The organism is Actinomyces sp. oral taxon 448 str. F0400 (assembly GCF_000220835.1).
Taxonomy (GTDB): domain Bacteria; phylum Actinomycetota; class Actinomycetes; order Actinomycetales; family Actinomycetaceae; genus Actinomyces.
The window spans coordinates 2,075,555-2,094,069 of record NZ_GL985606.1; the positions used below are offsets into that span (position 1 = coordinate 2,075,555).

Sequence of the window (18,515 nt, forward strand, 5' to 3'; positions counted from 1 at the left end):
GACGGTAGCGGCTTGGTCCCGACGACGGGGCGGTTTGCGACCCCGGCACCCGCGACGGCGCTCGACGCGGTATGCGGTACGACGCCCATGGTTAGGTCCTAGGTCCCCCGGGGAGGGCGGTACAGGCCCGGTTCCCGCCCGGACGACACACGTGGGAGGATCATCTCACCAATCAGTCCCACACGGTGGCCCGCGTCACGTAGGGTGATCCCATGGCCTCCCCTCGTGTTCTCGCAATCATCCTCGCCGGCGGCGAGGGCAAACGCCTCATGCCTCTGACAGTCGATCGCGCCAAGCCCGCCGTGCCCTTCGGCGGGATTTATCGCCTCATCGACTTCTCCTTGTCGAACATGATCAACTCCGGCTTCCTCAAGGTCGTCGTCCTGACCCAGTACAAGTCGCACTCCCTGGACCGTCACATAGCCAAGACGTGGCGCATGTCGGACATGCTGGGCAACTACATCGCCCCCGTTCCCGCCCAGCAGCGCGTGGGTAAGCACTGGTTCCTCGGCTCCGCCGACGCCATCTACCAGTCACTCAACCTGCTCGACGACGAGCGCCCCGACTACGTGGTCATCACCGGCGCGGACAATATCTACCGCATGGACTTCTCTCAGATGCTGGAGCACCACATCGCCTCCGGTCTGCCGTGCACCGTCGCCGGGATCCGTCAGCCGCGCTCCCTGGCCTACCAGTTCGGCGTCATCGAATCCGACCCCGCTGACCGCGACCGGATCAAGGCCTTCGTGGAGAAACCGACGGATACACCGGGCCTGCCCGACTCCCCCGACGAGATCCTGGCCTCCATGGGCAACTACATCATGGACGCCGACGCCCTCCTGCGGGCGGTGACCGTCGACGCCGCCGACGAGTCCTCCAAGCACGACATGGGCGGCGACATCGTCCCATGGTTCGTGGATCAGGGGACCGCCGGCGTCTACGACTTCAAGGACAACGACGTCCCGGGCGCCACGGACCGGGATCGCGACTACTGGCGCGACGTGGGGACGGTCGAGGCCTTCTACGAGGCCCACCAGGATCTGATCTCGGTCACGCCGGTGTTCAACCTGTATAACGACCGGTGGCCGCTGTTCGCCGGATACACGAACTCCATGCCGCCGGCCAAGTTCGTCTACGGTCATCACGAGCGGCTCGGACACGCGGTCGATTCGATCGTCTCCCCGGGGGTGATCGTCTCCGGCGGTGAGGTGATCTCCTCGGTGCTCTCCCCCGGAGTACGGGTCAACTCCTGGTCGTCGGTGCGCGAATCGGTCCTCATGGACGGAGTGAACGTCGGACGCAACACAGTGGTCAGCCGCGCGATCCTCGACAAGTACGTGTCGGTCGAGGAGGGGGCCATGGTCGGGATCGACTCCGAGCACGACCGTGAGCGGGGCTTCACGGTGACCGAGTCGGGCATCACCGTCGTCGCCAAGGGACAGGTCGTCACCCGTTGAGACGGGCGCGACGGAGACGCGCCCGTCGGTAGCATCCCGTCATGACCTCCTCGAGACTCGCACGCGTCCGCGGCGCCCGCGCCACCGGGCGGCTGGCTGATCTCGGTCCTGGTCTGCTGGTCATGGACGTGGACTCCACGCTCATCGAGCAAGAGGTTATCGAGCTCCTCGCTGAGAGCGCGGGCACGCGCGAGCGGGTCGCGGGGATCACTGCTCGGGCGATGCGTGGCGAACTCGACTTCGCGGCCTCACTGCGCGAACGCGTCGCCACCCTGACCGGGATGGACGAAGCCGTCTTCGCCGATGTCCTCAGCAGGGTGCGGCTCACGCCGGGGGCCGAAGCCCTCATCTGCGATCTCCGCGAACGCGGTTGCCGAGTGGGCGTGGTCTCAGGAGGCTTCGAAGAGGTCGTCCGCCCGCTGGCGGAGAAGCTGGGCCTCGACCATGCGGCGGCCAATCGCCTCGAGGTCGAGGAGGGCGTGCTCACGGGCCGCGTGGTGGGCCGCATTGTCGATCGCGAGGTCAAGACCCAGTGCCTGCGCGCCTGGGCGAGTGCGGACGGCGTCGACATGGAGCGCACGGTCGCCGTCGGGGACGGCGCCAACGACCTGGGCATGATCGCGGCTGCGGGCCTGGGCGTGGCCTTCTGCGCCAAGCCGATCGTGGTCGAGTCCGCACCGGCGGCCGTGCACGTGCGCGACCTGACGGCTGTGCTCGAGCTGCTGTGAGGCCGCCCGCCGCAGGGTGCGTGGCGACCGCCGCCATGCAGCTCCACGCCGCTGCCGGCACCGCGACGACATTCTGAAAGAGCCCCGGCGATTCTCAGCGCGGCGCAGTGACGATCTCGGTGATGTGAGCCCCCTGAGGAGCGAGTTGCGTCCATGATCCGGTCACGGAAAGCACCAGGGCCGTGGCCGTCGGTACCCCGAAGGAGACCTGGGCGGCCAGGTCGTCATCGGTGTCATGGAGCATGTGGGCGAGGATCGAAACTGTGGGTTCGTGCCCGACGAGAACCACCGTGCTCGTGGCCTCGGGAAGAGGGGTGAGCAGTTCGAGGACCTTCAGGGCGCCGTTGTGATAGATCTCGGGTTCGACTCGGACCTCGACCGGTTCGAGGCGTTCCTGCATCGGCCGGGCGGTCTGCCGAGCGCGTGCGGCGGGCGAGACGAGCAGAAGGTCGAGGCAGCCGATCCGCCTGCTCAGGGAGCGGGCGAGCTCATCGGCCAGACCACGGCCCCTGGATGTCAGCGGACGCTCGAGGTCGGTGGGAGCGTCGTGAGCCGCCTTGGAGTGGCGGACCAGGACCAGAGTCTTCCTGAGATTCTCAGTCGTCACGAAAAGCAACCTTACGGCACCGGTCCGGGCTGGTGCGATGCGGGAGAGGACATCCGGCGTCTCATCGAGAGGGGTGGGGGCCTCGCCCGCGCCGCGGTCGTGTGCCAGCATGGCATGGTGACCTCTCATTCCTCGTCCCTCGATTCCCTCGGATACGCGCCGCCGGACGGCGAGCGGACGGCGATCGCGCCGCTGCGCATCGGGCCGATTGAGGCGGCCACTCCCGTTGAGCTCGCTCCGATGGCGGGGGTGACGAATGCGTCCTTCAGACGCCTGTGCCGTCTGGCGGGTGAATCGGCGCTGCCCGAGGCGCTGCGCCCCGCGCACGGAGGAGGTCCGCTCGGTGATGGCGATCGTCTTCTCGCACCGGCGGGCCTGTACGTCACCGAAATGGTCACAACCCGCGCCCTGGTGGAACGCAACGACAAGACACTGGCCATGGTGCGCACCGACCCCGATGAGAGGGTGCGTTCTATCCAGCTCTACGGGGTGGACCCGTCCATCGCCGGCCGAGCGGTGAAGATTCTGGTCGAAGAGGACCTGGCCGATCACATCGACCTGAACTTCGGCTGCCCGGCTCCCAAGGTGACCCGTAAAGGCGGAGGCGCCGCGCTCGCATGGAAGAAGGACCTGCTTGCCGCGATCCTGCGCGAGACCGTGCGCGCCTGCGAGCGAGCCGTGCGTGCCGCCCACCGCGAGCGGGCAGTCCCGGTGACGGTCAAGACGCGGATCGGCATCGACGAGGATCATGAAACCTATCTGGACGTTGCACGGGCGGCGCGGAACGCGGGCGTAGCGGCGATCGCCCTGCACGGGCGCACGGCCCGCCAGCACTATTCGGGGAGGGCGAGCTGGGAAACGATCGCTCGGCTCAAGGAGGCCACCGATATGCCGGTGCTCGGTAATGGGGACGTGTGGACCGGGGACGATGCGCTGCGGATGATGCGCACCACCGGTTGCGACGGCGTCGTCGTCGGGCGCGGCTGCCAGGGGCGGCCGTGGCTCTTCGCGGACATCGTCGCCGCCCTCCACGGATCGGCGACGCGCGCGCACCCCGGCGTGGACGCCGTCATGGCCGTCATCGAGGAGCACGGCAGACTGCTGGCGGCCGAAATGGGCGAGGACCGGGGCGTGCGGGACCTGCGCAAGCACCTGAGCTGGTATCTCAAGGGCTACCCCGTGGGCGGACGGGCTCGCCAGAGGCTCATGCATGTGGGCACACTGGCGGACCTGCACGAGGCTCTGATGTCCATGCGCCGCCGGCTTCCCGAGGAAGTGCCCTATCCGGGGGAGGCGGTCGAAGGCCCCCGGGGTCGGGCGGGTGCGCCCAAGCGTCCGCATCTGCCCGACGGCTGGTTGGAGACGCCGTGGCTGACCCGGGAGCAGAAGGCGCTCCTGCTTGATGCCGAATCCGATCTCTCGGGCGGCTAATACGCATGCTGAGACGTCAGATGCACGGCGACCGGGCGCAGGTGCCGAACCTGCGGGGCTTCAGAAGGGCCGGAGCCGGTCCTATCGCGGTCATCGATCGACCGCGGCTGCGGATCTGATCGGCGCGGAGGGGGGACCGGCAGTAATGCGACACAGCAGTGCGGCGATCGCAGTCGTCGCCGGGATCGCGAGCACCAGCCCGATGGAGGACACGAGCGTGCGAACGATCTCCTCGGCGATCTCACCCGAGAGCATCGTCTCGCTTACACCTCGATCGATGAGCGAGGCCGCCAGGATCAATGGCAGGGCGGTTCCCGCATAGGCGAAAGCGAGCGTGTAGACGGTCGAGGCGATATGGTCGCGCCCGATGCGCATACCGCCGGTGAACAGGCGCGCGCGACCGAGCGACGGGTTGGCGGCGTGCAACTCCCATACGGACGAGGCCTGGGTGATGGTGACGTCGTTGAGCACGCCGAGGCCGGCGACGACCATCCCGCAGGTCAACAGCGCCCGCAGGCTCAGGCCCGGCACGAGTGAGGCCAGCGTGAGAGCCGACTCCTCGTTCGCGCCGGTCAGGTTCGCCGCGTTCACGCCCCACAGGGATAGTACGACCATAATCACCACGCCGACGACGGTGCCCAGCAGAGCCGTCGTCGTGCGCACCGAGATGCCGTGAGCGGTGTAGACCGCCAGCAGCATCATGGCGCCAGCGCCCACGAGAGCCACCCACATCGGCGGGGCCAAGTCGAGCAGGGCCGGGATCATGAAGAACATGAGAACGCACGTCGCCAGGATCAGGCCTAGGACGGACAGGGCGCCCCTGCGACCGGCGACCGCCACGACGAGCACGAGGTAGACGATCGACAGCGCGAGCACGGGGACCTGACGCTGGTAGTCGACGAAGACGTAAGGCGTGCCCGAGGCCAGCGCCGAGGGGGTGTACATGACTCGCAGGCCGTCGCCGACGTTCGCGCTGTCCCTGAACTCGGCGGGCACGTGCACCGGCTGGACGAGACCCTCGCCGTCGCCCGAAGTAATGCGGGCGCACACGGCGTCATCCAGCAGACTGTCATCGGAGTAGCCGCCCAGCGGTCTGGCGGCCCCCTCGCAGTCCGCCACCGAGGTCGACGTGATCGTCGCGGTCTCCATGCCGGTCCCCTCGGCGCCGAAGGGCTGGGAGCCGACCAATGAGCTCTTGCCGGGCCACAGCACCACGAGGCCGACGAGCGTGGCGACCACGATGGGTCCCATGATCGCGGCCAGCACGACGCGCACGCGCCGCCGCTCGGGTGCGGGGGCGCTCGCCCCGCCAAAGGCGCGGAACCGGCCGCGGGAGCGACTGCTCGTGCCCGCGGGCGCCGGGGAAACGGGCGCAGGGACCTCATCATCGTTCATGGGTCCATGATGCCCGCACCGGTCCCGAGCCGCAGGAGCGACGCTGGGGCGTCCCTAAGCGCGAGGCACCGTTTCCTCCCGACGCCGCCGCACTCGCGCCGGCGGGGACCGCCTCTCAGCAACCGATGAGGCGCTCGGCGAGGTAGCGCTCGACGTCCTGAAGCGGAATGCGCTCCTGAGCCATGGTGTCGCGCTCGCGCACGGTGACGGCGCCGTCGTCGGGCGACTCGAAATCGTAGGTGACGCAGAAGGGCGTACCGACCTCGTCCTGGCGACGGTAACGACGGCCGACGGCGCCGGCGGCGTCGTAGTCCACGTTCCAGCGCCGGCGCAGACGCGCGGCGAGCTCCCGAGCAGGACCGGTGAGCTCCTCCTTGCGGCTCAGCGGCAGGACGGCGGCCTTGACGGGCGCGAGTCGCGGGTCGAGCCGCAGGACGGTGCGCATGTCCACCCCGCCCTTGGTGTTGGGGGCCTCATCCTCTGTGTAGGCCTCGACCAGGAAGGCCATCAGGGAGCGAGTCAGACCCGCCGACGGCTCGATGACGTAGGGCACCCAGCGCTCGTTCCTGGCCTGGTCGAAATAGGACAGATCCTTGCCGGAGTGCTCGGCATGGGTGGACAGGTCGAAGTCGGTGCGATTGGCAATGCCCTCGAGCTCGCCCCACTGCGATCCGGCGAAGCCGAAGCGGTACTCCAGGTCCACAGTGCGCTTGGAGTAATGGGAGAGCTTCTCGGCGGGGTGCTCGTAAAGGCGCAGGTTGCCCTCACTAATCCCCAGGTCGGTGTACCAGGCCCTGCGGTAGTCGATCCAGTACTGATGCCACTGCTCGTCGGTGCCCGGTTCGCAGAAGAACTCCAGCTCCATCTGCTCGAACTCGCGGGTTCGGAAGATGAAGTTGCCCGGGGTGATCTCGTTGCGGAAGGACTTGCCGACCTGGCCGATGCCGAAGGGCGGCTTCTTTCGAGCGGCACTCATGACGTTGGTGAAGTTGATGAAGATGCCCTGAGCCGTCTCAGGACGCAGGTAGTGCAGGCCGGCCTCGTCGTCGACAGGACCGAGGTAGGTCTTGAGCAGGCCGGAGAACTCACGCGGCTCGGTCCACCGGCCGCTCTGCCCGGTCACCGGGTCGGGCACGTCGGCGAGCTCGATGGTCGCGGGATCCAGACCCTTGCGCTCGGCGTACTCCTCGATGAGCTGGTCGGCGCGGTAGCGTCTGTGCGTATGGAGGGACTCCACGAGCGGGTCGGTGAATGCGCCCACATGCCCGGAGGCGACCCACGCCTCGCGCGGCAGGATGACGGAGGAATCCAGTCCGACGACGTCGTCGCGGGAGCGGACCATGGACTGCCACCACTGACGCTTGATGTTCTCCTTGAGCTCGACGCCGAGCGGTCCGTAGTCCCAGGCGGAGCGGGTACCACCGTAGATCTCCCCGCAGGGGAAGACGAAGCCGCGGCGCTTGGCCAGGTTGATGACGCGTTCGAGCGTGGAGGAGGTCTGTGCCACCGTGTTTCTCCTGATACTGTCATGCCGTCGTTGTCCGCACCTGGTCGGTGGGAACGAGTGCGGTCATCCTACGGGCACGAGGGCCCCGCCCACCGATCAGGTGACGCGGAGTTGGACTCGCCACACTCTCGGATCGCAGGGCCGGACAATTTGACTGATAATAATTCTCAATTCGAGAATAGGGCTCATGACCGCTCCCACCGTCCGCCGTGCTCTGTCCGTCGTCGCCGTCGCGGCACTGACCCTGCCGCTGGCCGCCTGCTCCGCCCTGTCCTCGTCCTCGGACTCCTCCGACACGAGCGCCCCGGCGGACGCCGAGGGCGCCCTGTCCGTCGCCGTCTCCTTCTATCCGATCCAGTACCTCACCGAAGCCATCGGCGGCGACTACGTCTCTGTCACCAGCGTCACCCCCACCAACACCGAGCCGCACGACTACGAGCTGTCCCCCAAGGACGTGACCGCCCTGTCCTCCAGCCAACTGGTCGCCTACGTCCAGGGTTTCCAGCCCTCCCTCGACGATGCGATCAGCCAAGTCTCGGGCCCCACGGTGCTCGACCTCGCGAGCTCGATCGATCTTGTCCACCACGAGGACAGCGAGGAGCACGAGGACGGCGAGGAGACCGACGGCGCCACCGCCGAGGCGACCGACGAGGGCCACGACCACGGCGCCGACAGCGCGGAGGCTCTCGATCCTCACTTCTGGCTCGACCCGGTGCGCATGAAGTCCGCCGCCACCGCCATCGAGGAAGCCCTGGCCACAGCCGACCCCAACCACGCCAGCTCCTACAAGAACAACCTCGACACCCTCGACGCATCTCTCGACGACCTCGACACCAGCTACTCCCAGAGCCTGGGCAGCTGCGAGCGCACCACCTTCGTCACCTCGCACTCCGCCTTCGGGTATCTCGCCGACCGCTACGGCCTGACCCAGGCCTCGATCTCCGGCATCGAGCCCGAGGCCGAGCCCAGCCTCGCCGAGATCGCCGACATCAAGGAAGTCGTCCAATCCACTGGCACCACCACGATCTTCACCGAGGAGCTCGTCTCTCCCGAAACCGCCGAAACCATCGCCAACGAGACCGGTGCCACGACCGCTGTCCTCAACCCCATCGAGTCCCAACCCGAAAGCAGTGACTACGCTGAAGCGATGAGGACCAACCTGGGCGAGCTGCGCACCGCCCTGTCCTGCAAGTAAACGCACCAGGCGCCAACCCTGAAGGAACCCATGACCGCCACCCCCGCACGCCCGGCCGCAACCGGGCCCGCACCGACGCCGCCCGGAACCACCCGGGCGGCGTCGTCCGCCGTGCCCGGCCCAGCCGTTTCGTCCGCCGTGCCCGGCCCCAGCCGGGTCGAGGTCATCACCGTCCGGGACGCCTGCGTCGTCCTGGGCGCCAGCCTCGTTCTCGACGCCGTCGACCTGACCGTGGTCGAAGGCGAATCGGTCGCCATTCTCGGTGCCAACGGCTCGGGCAAGTCCACCCTGATCAAGACCGTCCTCGGTCTGCACCCGACTCGATCCGGACGGGTACGTCTCTTCGGCCACGACGTCACTCGACGCCGCCATGTGCCCTGGGACCGGGTCGGCTACGTGCCCCAGCGCGTGGGCGCCGGTTCGGGCGTGCCCGCCACCGCTCTGGAGGTCGTGCGCTCCGGACTCCTGTCCCCTAGGCACCCCCTCGCCGACCGCGGCCGCCGCGCGAGTGCACGGGCCATGGACGCCCTGGACGCCGTCGGCCTGGCGCACCGCGCCAAGGACCACGTCCAGATCTTCTCGGGCGGTCAGGCTCAGCGCGTCCTCATCGCCCGAGCCCTGGTGCGCTCACCCCAGTTGCTGCTGCTCGACGAGCCGCTGGCCGGCATCGACCGCGCCTCGCGCCAGTCCCTGGCCGCCATCCTGACCGACCTGCACGCCCGGGGACTCACCCTGGTGACGGTCCTGCACGAGATGGGAGAGCTGACCGACGTCGTCACGCGCGCAGTCGTCCTGTCCGAGGGGCGCATCATCTCCGACGGCCCGGCCACCGGGGTGACCCCCTCGCATCACGACCATGCCAGGCACGATGAGCTCGGTCATGACCACGGCGAGGACTGCGAGCACGAGCACCGCCACGGCGCGAACCAACCCGCCGTCCACCATGCGCCGGTCCTATCGACCTCCGCACCCGACCGGGGAATCGTCTCATGACCGCACTCCTGAGCTCACTCAGCGACATGTTCGCCAGCCCCCTCATGCAGCGCGCCTTCATCGTGGCCGTCCTCGTCGGTCTGTCCGCACCAGTGGTCGGCACCTACCTCGTCCAGCGCGGCCTGGCACTACTGGGCGACGGCATCGGCCACATCGCCCTGACCGGGGTGGCGCTGGGCTGGATCGGCGGTGCGGCCGCCAACGTCACCCCGCACGATGCGCTCGCCGTCCCCGGCGCGATCGTCATCAGCGTCATCGGCGCCGTCCTCATCGAAATCATCCGCGCCCGCGGCCGCACTCGCGGGGACGTAGCCCTGGCGATCCTCTTCTACGGAGGCATCGCCGGCGGAGTCATCCTCATCAAGTTCGCTGGCGGCACGACAACCAACCTCACAAGCTACCTCTTCGGGTCGATCGCCACCGTCTCGGTCTCCGACACCTGGTTCACCATCGTGCTGGCCATCGGAGTGCTCCTCATCGGCCTGGGACTGCGCGGACCGCTGTTCGCCCTGAGTCACGACGAGGAATTCGCCCGCGCGAGCGGCCTGCCCACCGGCGCACTCAACGTGACCGTGGCCGTCGTCGCCGCTCTGACCGTATCGGTCTCGATGCGGGTGGTCGGCGCGCTGCTCGTCTCGGCCGTCATGATCGTCCCGGTCGCCATCGCCCAGCTGGTCTCCCACTCCTTCGCCCGGACGATGCGCCTGGCCATGACCATTGGCGTCCTGGCTTGTGTAACCGGTCTGACGATCACCTACATCGTGGCCGCCTCCCCCGGAGCCATGATCGTCGTGCTCCTCGTCGCCGGCTACGCCGTCGTCGCCGTCATCACCGCGCTGGTGCGCCTGCTGACACGAGTCGCACCCAAGGCGCTGAGCCCCTCAGGGGGGTGAGACACTCTCCAGTCCGCCCATGCGGACCACGCCCGCACGCACTTGCCGCCGATGAGCACCATCCTCCAGGAGACGCAGCCATGACCACGAGCCGCAGCACCGCGGGTTCCACCTCGGCACGCCCCAGGGCGACCCGACAGCGCGCCGCGGTCACCGACATCCTCACACGCACTGCGGAGTTCCGTTCCGCCCAGCAGATCCACGCCGCCCTCGAGGCGGAGGGGACGAAAGTGGGCCTGGCGACGGTCTACCGCAACCTAACGGCCATGGCCGAGGCCGGCGAAGTCGACCAGGTGCGCAGCATCGAGGGGGAGACCCTCTACCGATCCTGCGAGCACCCCGAGCACCATCACCACATCGTGTGCCGCTCATGCGGGCGCACCGTCGAAGTCAGCGGCGGAGAACTCGAGGCCTGGATCACGCGAGTATCCGCGAAGCACGGTTTCACGGCGATGGAGCACACCGCCGAATTCTTCGGTCTGTGCCCCCGGTGCTCATCCAAGGCCGACGAGGACGTCTGATCCGCGTCGACGCGCGGTCGCACCGTCGTACTCACGACCGCACGCCGTCCACCGCCCCGCCGAAGCGGCGGTCACGGTCAGCGTAGGCCTTGCAAGCCCGCCACAGCTGGACACGGTCGAACTCGGGCCAGGGCAGATCCGAGAAGTACAGTTCGGCGTAGGCCGCCTCCCACAAGAGGAAGTTACTCGTGCGTTGCTCGCCACCGGTGCGGATGAGCAGATCGACGTCGCGCATGGCCGGTGAGTACAGGTAGCGACGGACGGTCCTCTCCGTCACCGCCGAGGCCTTGATCCGTCCGGCATCGACGTCGCGGGCGATCGCCCGAGCGGCGTCGGCGATCTCGGCGCGCCCCCCGTAGTTCAGGCACATGTTGAGCACGAGCGTCTCATTGCCCGCGGTCATGCGCTCGGAGCGGCGCACTTCGGATAGGACCGACTTCCACAGGCGCGGCTCGCGCCCCACCCAGTTGACGCGCACACCCCACGCCAGCAGATCGTCGGTCTGGGCGCGCAGCACGGTGCGGGTGAACCCCATGAGGAAGCGGACCTCGGAGGGGGAACGCTTCCAATTCTCGGTGGAGAAGGCGTACACGCTCAGTTCCCCGACACCGATCTCGACGGCGCCCGCGATGACGTCCATCATGGTCGACTCCCCCACGCGGTGCCCTTCGGTGCGCGGCAGACCGCGCGCGTTGGCCCAGCGTCCATTGCCGTCCATGACGCAGGCGACGTGAGCGGGGATCGATCGGGCAGGCAGCTCGGGCGGAGTCAGGCCCGGCCGATGCAGGGGGACCGCGCCGTCGGATCCCGGATCGTCCGACGCAGCGGAGGACTGATCGGTCACATCAGACCCTTTCGACGAGGGAGAGGGAGCGCAGGCGGCGCTCGAGGTGCCAGGTCACGTACGCCGACACGATCCCGGACGCCTGCGCCCGCTCCCGCCCAGTGGAGGCGTCGGCCACGTCCCAGTCCCCACTGAGCAGCGCCCCCAGCAGAGCCATCGTCCCAGGGTCGACGTCGACGGCTCCGGCGGGTCGGCAGGCGGAGCACACCGCCCCGCCGGCTTGGACGTGGAAGGCCGCATGCGGCCCGGGCGCGCCGCAGCGGGCGCAGTCGTAGCACGACGGCGCCCACCCGGCCAGTGCCAGGGCGCGCAGGAGATAGGAATCCAGCACGAGCCCAGGCGCATGGCGCGCCCGAGCGAGGGCGTACAGAGCGCCGTAGAGCAGAAGGTACTGCTGGGGCGAATCGGCGGTGCCCAGATCACCGCCGTCGGCCGTAAGCCGCTCTGCCGTCTCAACCATGGTGGAGGCGCAGGTGAAGACGGCGTAGTCGCCTGCGATGGAGCGTGCGAAAGGATGAAGCGTTTCGACCTGGGTGACCACGTCGAGAGCTCGCCCGTGATGCAGCTGGAGATCGACCATGGAGAAGGGCTCCAGCCGGGCGCCGAAGCGCGAGGTCGTGCGTCGCACCCCCTTGGCGACGGCGCGCACCTGCCCATGAGCGCGGGTGAGGATGACCACGATGCGGTCGGCCTCCCCCAGCTTATAGGTGCGCAGGATGACGGCCTCATCCCGGTAGAGCCGCTCGGGCACGCCCAGCTCGCCCCGTCAGCGCAGCGCGCGGTTGACGGCGGAGATGACGGCCTTGAAGGAGGAGGTCGTGATCGACGGGTCAATACCGACGCCCCACAGCACTTGACCGCCGACCTCGCACTCGACGTAGGAGGCGGCCCTCGCATCGCGGCCCTCGCTGAGCGCGTGCTCGACGTAGTCGAGAATCCGCACGTGCACGCCCGTCTGCTCCAGAGCAGTGACGAAGGCGTCGAGCGGACCATTGCCGGAGGCCGTCAAAAGCTTGCGATCCTGGCCGTCGGCGATCGTCACGGTGAGGATCGACTCGCCCTCGCTGGCGGTGGTCAACGTGGCGCCCCTGAGCGAGAAGCGCCCCCAGGCGGGGAGCTCGGCGTCCGGCACGGCCGCCGCAGGCAGGTACTCGTCGGCGAAGATCGACCACATGCCCTCGGCGTCCACCTCGCCCCCGTAAATGTCGGTGTGACGCTGAACGATACGGGAGAACTCGATCTGGAGACGACGGGGCAGATCCACCTTGTGAGCCTGCTTGAGCAAGTAGGCGACCCCGCCCTTGCCAGACTGGGAATTGACGCGCACGACGGCCTCATAGGAGCGACCCACGTCGTGAGGATCGATGGGCAGGTACGGCATGGTCCACGGCACCGCGGCCTCGGCGGCCGCACCGTCCGGATTCTCGGCCCTCGCGGCCTCGATGGCTTCGGCCCGGGCGGCAAAGCCCTTCTTGATGGCGTCCTGGTGGGAGCCGGAGAAGGAGGTGTAAACGAGCTCGCCGGCGTAGGGGGTGCGGGGCGGCACATCCATCTGAGTCGAACGCTCCACCGTGCGGCGGATCTCATCGATGTCGGACAGGTCGAGCATGGGGTCCACGCCCTGGCTGAAAAGGTTGAGGGCGAGCGTGACCAGATCGACGTTCCCGGTGCGCTCCCCGTGGCCGAACAGGCAGCCCTCGACGCGGTCGGCTCCGGCCAGCAGACCGAGCTCGGCGGCGGCGACGGCGGAGCCGCGGTCATTGTGGTTGTGCAGGGACAGGCAGACGTTCTCGCGGTGGGAGAGGGAGCGATTCATCCACTCGATCTGGTCGGCGTAAACGTTGGGGGTGGCTCGCTCCACGGTCGCAGGCAGGTTGAGGATGATCTCGCGGTTGTCCGCGGGCTGCCACACGCCCATGACGGCCTCGCACACGTCAAGTGTGTAGTCGCGCTCGGTGTCGATGAAGATCTCCGGGGAGTACTCGTAGCCGAAGATCGTCTCGTCGGTGAGGACTTTCTCGGCCCGCGCCATGATCTGACGAGTGCCGTCGATGGCGAGCTCGCGAATGTCGTCGCGGCTCATCCGGAAGACGACCCGACGGAACAGAGGCGACAGGGCGTTGTAGAGGTGGACGGTGGCGCGCGGCATACCGACGCAGGCGTCCAGAGTGCGGTCGATGAGGTCGCCGCGCGACTGGGTGAGCACCGAGATGGTGACATCATCGGGGATGGCGTCGTCCTCCACCAGGGAGCGCACGAAATCGTAATCGGTCTGAGAGGCGGCGGGGAAGCCGACCTCAATCTCCTTGAAGCCCATGCGTACGAGCAGGTCGAAGATCGCGCGCTTGGCCGTCGGCCCCATGGGCTCGATGAGACTCTGGTTGCCGTCGCGCAGATCGGTGCTCAGCCAGCGGGGGGCGGCGGTGATGCGCCTGTCCGGCCAGGTGCGATCGGGCAGGGACGTGTCGACGGTGTCGAGGAAGGGCACGTACTTGCCGAAAGGCATCCCGGAGGGCTGCTGGGGTGCGGGGTGAGCGGTGCGCATGGTGTTCTCCTAGGGGTGAGCGTCTGCTCGAGAGGCACCGCAGGGCGGGTGCTCTCCCGGTGGCTGGCAACGCGAATGAGCCGCGGTCGGGGTGCCGGCCCGGTCAGGCCCCGCCGCGGCGACTAAGCAGCAGACTCGCCTGGAGTCGCGGGGTCGCTCGCACGGGGATGACGTTACCGCGTTCCACGCCCGGGCGCAGGTCGGTGACACGCGGCCGGCGGACATCTCCGACACCGAACGCGCTCCGAGCGCTCAGTCCGCCCGTCTCGCCCGGCTCACGGTCATGACGGCGGCCGGCCGAACCGGCCCCGCCCGCCACTTCGACGCGCCCGTGAAGTCGATCTTCTCCCTCGACGAGTTCCCCGAACCAGAGCGTCCATGTCTGAAGACCGAGGATGCGCGTCGTACTCGGCGGGGCCCACGCTTCTGCCCCCGCACTGAGGTCCATGATCGCCGCCTGTGGTCGATCGGCAACGAGGCGGATCGGCAGGCGAGCCGTGATGCTCGTCTGCATCGCCTCACTGGCCACGCCCGGACCCGCCGCCCCCGATGATCACCATCCGCCAACCGCCCGCGGACCCATGAGCAGCGGTCGTCACCCCCTGGCTCATACTCTAGGCGAACCGGGCCGGGTCCTAAACGCGATCAGGCCACGCCCCGGGGAACGCGGAGAGGGCACCACACGTCCGCTCGCTGTCACCCGGTTCCGTCAGGGTGCCATAAACACATGCCGGTCTACAGGAGACCTTCGGCCAGGTCGAGGGGTGTGCCGAAGCGGTGGGCGGTGACGGATACCGCCTGCTCGCGGAGGAAGGGCAGGAGCTCAGTGTGCGGGCAGGTCGTCACGGCCCCTGTGTACAGGCGAACGTCCGGACTCCCGCCGATCAGGCGACTCGCCTCGCGCCACCGGGACTCGGCGGTCTGCCCGCGCGGGCCCAGGATGCGCACGCGCAGCCCGAGAGCCCCGGAGGCCGCCAGATCGGTCAGTCGGGCGTTCCACACCCCCGGCGCCTCGACGTTCACCTCGACGCCGGCGGCGACCAGTGCATCCGCCAATCCGACCGGCAGCTCGGCGGCCACGGACAGGCTCACGAAACCGCTCGCGCGCACACCGGCCGCCATGACGCGCACCAGGTCGGCCAGATGAGTCCCGCTTCCGGCCCGTACGACGACCGTCGTGGGCCGGTAGCGCAGCACATTGCGCTCGCAGGCGAGCCCGGTGACATCCCGGGCCGCCCCGTACTGGACGTCCCATGCTTCGGCGTCGGCTACGAGGGCGCGACGCAGTTCGGTCATGTCGTGCCGGTCCAGCTGGGTACGCACAGCATCGTAGAGAGCGGACACACGGCCATCCAGAGTGGTCGCCAGAACGTGGTGGCCCTCGTAGGCGGTCTCGTGATCCTGACCGGCGGCCGGCACGACCTCGCCCAGACCGAGCAGGTAGGAGGGGCCTCCGGCCTTGGCCGTCGTCCCGATGGCCGACCGCTTCCACCCGCCGAAGGGCTGACGGCGCACGATCGCGCCGGTGATGCCGCGGTTGACGTAAAGATTCCCGGCCTCGACATCCTCCAACCACACGGCGAGATCCTCGGCATCGAGGGTGTGCAGTCCGGACGTCAAGCCGTAATCGACGGCGTTGACGGCGTCGATGGCCTCCTGCAGCGTCCCCACGCGCATGACGCCCAGCACGGGGGCGAAGTACTCGGTGAGATGGAACTCGCTGCCGGGTGTGACGCCCACACGGATGCCCGGACGCCACAGGCCATCGCCCAGATCGCGCGGGGTCAGCACCCACCGCTCGCCGGAGCCCAGCGTCGTCAAGCCCCGCAACGCCTTGACGTCGTCGGGGACCACGAGAGGTCCGACCTGGGAGTCCAGGTGCTCGGGGCTGCGCACCCGCAGGGAGGCGGTGGCATCCACCAGCTGACGGGCAATGCGCTCCGAGGCCCCGGCAGAGCCGACCAGGATGAGCAGGGAACTCGCTGAGCACTTCTGCCCGGCGTGGGCGAAGGCGGAGGCGACGACGTCGCGCACCGCCAGATCCGGATCGGCCGAGGGAGTGATGATGAGGGAGTTCTTGCCGCTGGTCTCCCCCAGCAGATGCATGTCCGGTTTCCAGGAGCGGAAGAGCCGTGCGGTGTCGTAGGAGCCGGTGAGGATCACCCGGTCGACTCGCTCGTGGGTCACCAGATGGCGCGAAACATCGCCGTCGTCGAGCGGGGCCAGGACCACAAGGTCCTCGGGCAGGCCGGCGTCGTGAAAGGCGCGCACGAGTTCGGCCGCGCAGCGCTTGGCCGGGGGCGCCGGCTTGAGGATGACGGCACTGCCCGCGGCCAGCGCCGCCGCCACGCCCCCGGTGGGGATCGCCAGCGGGAAGTTCCACGGGGAGGCGACCACGGTCAGGTCCACCGGGACGAAACGGGCGCCCGTCATGTGCGCCGAATCGTGCAGGAGCAGCGAGGTCTCGGCGTAGTGGCGGCAGAAATCGATGGCCTCGCTGACCTCGGGGTCGGACTGGTCGATGGTCTTGCCGGTCTCGGAGGCGGCTACCTCGATGAGCTCGTTTCGGCGGGCGGCCAGGACGTCCCCGACCCGGTTCAGGACGGCGGCCCTCTCCGCGGGGTCGCGGCGTCGCCACACCGCGGCGGCGGCCGCGGTCGTTTCCGCAACCGCGTCGACCTCCTCGGCGGTCTCCATACGGGCGGCGCCCGCCTCGACCTGAGCGATCCCCCGCTCGGAGGTGGGGACAGCGGCGGCGATGTCGCGGGCCCAGCGGCGGTTGGCGGCCAGGGAGGGGTCGGAGTCCGGGGTCGAGGCGAAGGGCCGACGGCCGGGCCCGGGGGACATCGTCGTCTCGACGGGCGCACCCGCCTCGCGCTCGGCGCACCGGTCCTGGGTCCGGTTGGGCGCCGGGATGGGGGCGTCGGGGGCCAGGTCGGCTAGAGCATCCAGGAAGCGGTTCTGCTCGCGGGCGAAGACGGCCTCATCCGCAGCCAGATCGAAGACGCCCGACATGAAGTTCTCCGGCGCCGCGTTCTCCTCCAGACGACGCACGAGGTAGGAGATGGCGACATCGAACTCGTCGGGGTCGACCACGGGCACGTACAGCAGGAGGCGGCCGACCTCCCGACGCACGACCTCCTGCAGGTCGGTGGCCATGCCCGCGAGCATCTCGAACTCGACGCTGTCCTCCACGCCCCGAGCGGCTCGCAGCTCATAGGCGAAAGCGATGTCGAACAGGTTCTGCCCGGCTACGCCCAGACGGACCGCCCGGGTGCGCTCAGGGGTCATGGCCCAGGTGAGGATGCGCTTGTAACTCGTATCCGTGGCCCGCTTGGTCGGCCAGGTGGCCAGTCGCCAGTCGTGGAGGGCGGCATCGACCCGTTCCATGGACAGGTTGGCGCCCTTGACCACACGCACCTTGATGCGCGACCCGCCGGCGTCCACACGGGCCGCGGCCCAGTCCTGGAGACGCTCCATGGCGGCCAGGGAGTCCGGGAGGTAGGCCTGCAGCACAATGCCGGCTTCGTAGCCGGCCAGGTCCTCCTGGTCGAGGATGGCGGTGAAAACGGCGATGGTCAGATCGAGGTCCTTGTAGTCCTCCATGTCAAGGTTGAGGAAGGTGCCGTGATCCCGGGCCAGGCGGTACAGGGGCGTGAGCACCTCGACTCCATGGGCGACGACCTCCTCGAAGCCCCACGGGTTGTGGGGACCGGTGACGGCCGAAACCTTGACGGAGACGTAGTCGACGTCGTCGCGGACCACGAGGCGGGAGACCTCAGCCAGGCGCCGAGCGGCCTCCCTGTCCCCCAGGACGGCCTCGCCCAGCAGGTTGACGTTCAGGCGGTTGCCGCTGGCGCGCAGCCGGGCCAGGGCGGGACCCAGCCCCCTGTCGGTGGCGTCGATGACAAGATCGCCGACGAGCTCGCGGAAGACGCGGCGCGCCACAGTGGTCACGGTGCGCGGGGCCAGTCGGGTCGCCCGGCCACCCAGTCCCAGGGCCCCGGCCAGCGAGGCCGGCAGAAAGTCGGTGCGCGAGGCGGCCAGACGCGATAGGGCGCGGCTGGCGACGTCGAGGTCGGCGGGCCGCACGACGTCGTCGACGAAGCGGGTGGTGAAGCTCAGACCATCGGGGTCGGACAGGATCCGCGCCAGGAGTCGAGCGGTACGAGGCACGGGTTGGGAGGCGGACTCGTCGGCCCAGTGACGCGCGCGGGCAGTCGCCTTCTCTCCGAGATCCCAGAGATTCTCGGGGCAGACGCGCTCGATATCGTGGGACAGCGGATGATCGACGGTGGCTGGCATGCGTAGCACTCCTGGGTCGAGAACAGGACGTCTCCAAGTGTGCCGTATGCCGCCTTCCTCGTGGGAAGAAACAGGAACCGACCGGTTCCCGAAC

Annotated in this window: 14 protein-coding genes; 7 read left to right on the top strand and 7 right to left on the bottom strand. The window is 68.8% G+C overall.

Annotation, left to right across the window (positions count from 1 at the left end; translation table 11 throughout):
* Positions 1–212: 212 nt before the first annotated feature.
* Together HMPREF9062_RS08820 and serB are read left to right on the top strand one after the other, a co-directional pair.
* A complete protein-coding gene (locus HMPREF9062_RS08820; protein WP_009749765.1) occupies positions 213–1,457 on the top strand; it encodes a glucose-1-phosphate adenylyltransferase in 1,245 nt (414 codons plus the stop codon).
* A 41-nt stretch (positions 1,458–1,498) separates the two neighbouring features.
* Complete coding sequence (gene serB / locus HMPREF9062_RS08825; RefSeq protein WP_009749766.1) at positions 1,499–2,185, top strand: phosphoserine phosphatase SerB; 687 nt, start codon at positions 1,499–1,501, stop codon at positions 2,183–2,185.
* A 94-nt stretch (positions 2,186–2,279) separates the two neighbouring features.
* Here the strand turns inward: serB and HMPREF9062_RS08830 are convergent, their stop codons facing one another.
* Entirely contained in the window at positions 2,280–2,792 is a 513-nt protein-coding gene (locus tag HMPREF9062_RS08830) for a SixA phosphatase family protein (protein WP_034254078.1), read from the bottom strand.
* A gap of 114 nt (positions 2,793–2,906) precedes the next feature.
* On the opposite strand from HMPREF9062_RS08830, the gene dusB reads away from it, so the two are divergent.
* On the top strand, positions 2,907–4,223 hold the full coding sequence (gene dusB, locus HMPREF9062_RS08835) for a tRNA dihydrouridine synthase DusB (RefSeq protein WP_156790010.1): 1,317 nt from the start codon (positions 2,907–2,909) through the stop codon (positions 4,221–4,223).
* A 90-nt stretch (positions 4,224–4,313) separates the two neighbouring features.
* On the opposite strand, the gene HMPREF9062_RS08840 is transcribed toward dusB, so the two are convergent.
* Both HMPREF9062_RS08840 and HMPREF9062_RS08845 read right to left on the bottom strand, forming a co-directional pair.
* Positions 4,314–5,618, bottom strand: a complete 1,305-nt coding sequence (locus tag HMPREF9062_RS08840; RefSeq protein ID WP_009749769.1) for a YibE/F family protein — start codon at positions 5,616–5,618, stop codon at positions 4,314–4,316.
* Between the two features lie 115 nt (positions 5,619–5,733).
* Positions 5,734–7,125: a glycine--tRNA ligase gene (locus HMPREF9062_RS08845; RefSeq protein ID WP_009749770.1), complete on the bottom strand. Its 1,392-nt coding sequence runs from the start codon at positions 7,123–7,125 to the stop codon at positions 5,734–5,736.
* A 187-nt stretch (positions 7,126–7,312) separates the two neighbouring features.
* On the opposite strand from HMPREF9062_RS08845, the gene HMPREF9062_RS08850 reads away from it, so the two are divergent.
* The 4 genes from HMPREF9062_RS08850 to HMPREF9062_RS08865 all read left to right on the top strand — a co-directional run bounded on the left by HMPREF9062_RS08850 (position 7,313) and on the right by HMPREF9062_RS08865 (position 10,727).
* Complete coding sequence (locus HMPREF9062_RS08850) at positions 7,313–8,320, top strand: metal ABC transporter substrate-binding protein (protein ID WP_009749771.1); 1,008 nt, start codon at positions 7,313–7,315, stop codon at positions 8,318–8,320.
* Positions 8,321–8,350: 30 nt separating this feature from the next.
* Positions 8,351–9,313: a metal ABC transporter ATP-binding protein gene (locus tag HMPREF9062_RS08855; protein ID WP_009749772.1), complete on the top strand. Its 963-nt coding sequence runs from the start codon at positions 8,351–8,353 to the stop codon at positions 9,311–9,313.
* Complete coding sequence (locus HMPREF9062_RS08860) at positions 9,310–10,206, top strand: metal ABC transporter permease (protein WP_009749773.1); 897 nt, start codon at positions 9,310–9,312, stop codon at positions 10,204–10,206. Before HMPREF9062_RS08855 ends, HMPREF9062_RS08860 begins: the two co-directional genes overlap by 4 nt.
* A gap of 80 nt (positions 10,207–10,286) precedes the next feature.
* Positions 10,287–10,727: a Fur family transcriptional regulator gene (locus tag HMPREF9062_RS08865; protein WP_009749774.1), complete on the top strand. Its 441-nt coding sequence runs from the start codon at positions 10,287–10,289 to the stop codon at positions 10,725–10,727.
* A 31-nt stretch (positions 10,728–10,758) separates the two neighbouring features.
* On the opposite strand, the gene uppS is transcribed toward HMPREF9062_RS08865, so the two are convergent.
* The 4 genes from uppS to HMPREF9062_RS08890 form a co-directional block, all read right to left on the bottom strand.
* The gene (gene uppS, locus HMPREF9062_RS08870; RefSeq protein ID WP_009749775.1) at positions 10,759–11,571 is read right to left on the bottom strand and encodes a polyprenyl diphosphate synthase; all 813 of its coding nucleotides are present in this window, start codon (positions 11,569–11,571) and stop codon (positions 10,759–10,761) included.
* Position 11,572: 1 nt separating this feature from the next.
* Complete coding sequence (recO, locus tag HMPREF9062_RS08875; protein ID WP_009749776.1) at positions 11,573–12,322, bottom strand: DNA repair protein RecO; 750 nt, start codon at positions 12,320–12,322, stop codon at positions 11,573–11,575.
* A gap of 15 nt (positions 12,323–12,337) precedes the next feature.
* Positions 12,338–14,116, bottom strand: a complete 1,779-nt coding sequence (leuA, locus tag HMPREF9062_RS08880; RefSeq protein ID WP_009749777.1) for a 2-isopropylmalate synthase — start codon at positions 14,114–14,116, stop codon at positions 12,338–12,340.
* 735 nt (positions 14,117–14,851) lie between these two features.
* Positions 14,852–18,421, bottom strand: coding sequence for a bifunctional proline dehydrogenase/L-glutamate gamma-semialdehyde dehydrogenase (locus tag HMPREF9062_RS08890; protein ID WP_009749779.1), 3,570 nt, complete (start codon positions 18,419–18,421; stop codon positions 14,852–14,854).
* Between the last annotated feature and the right edge of the window lie 94 nt (positions 18,422–18,515).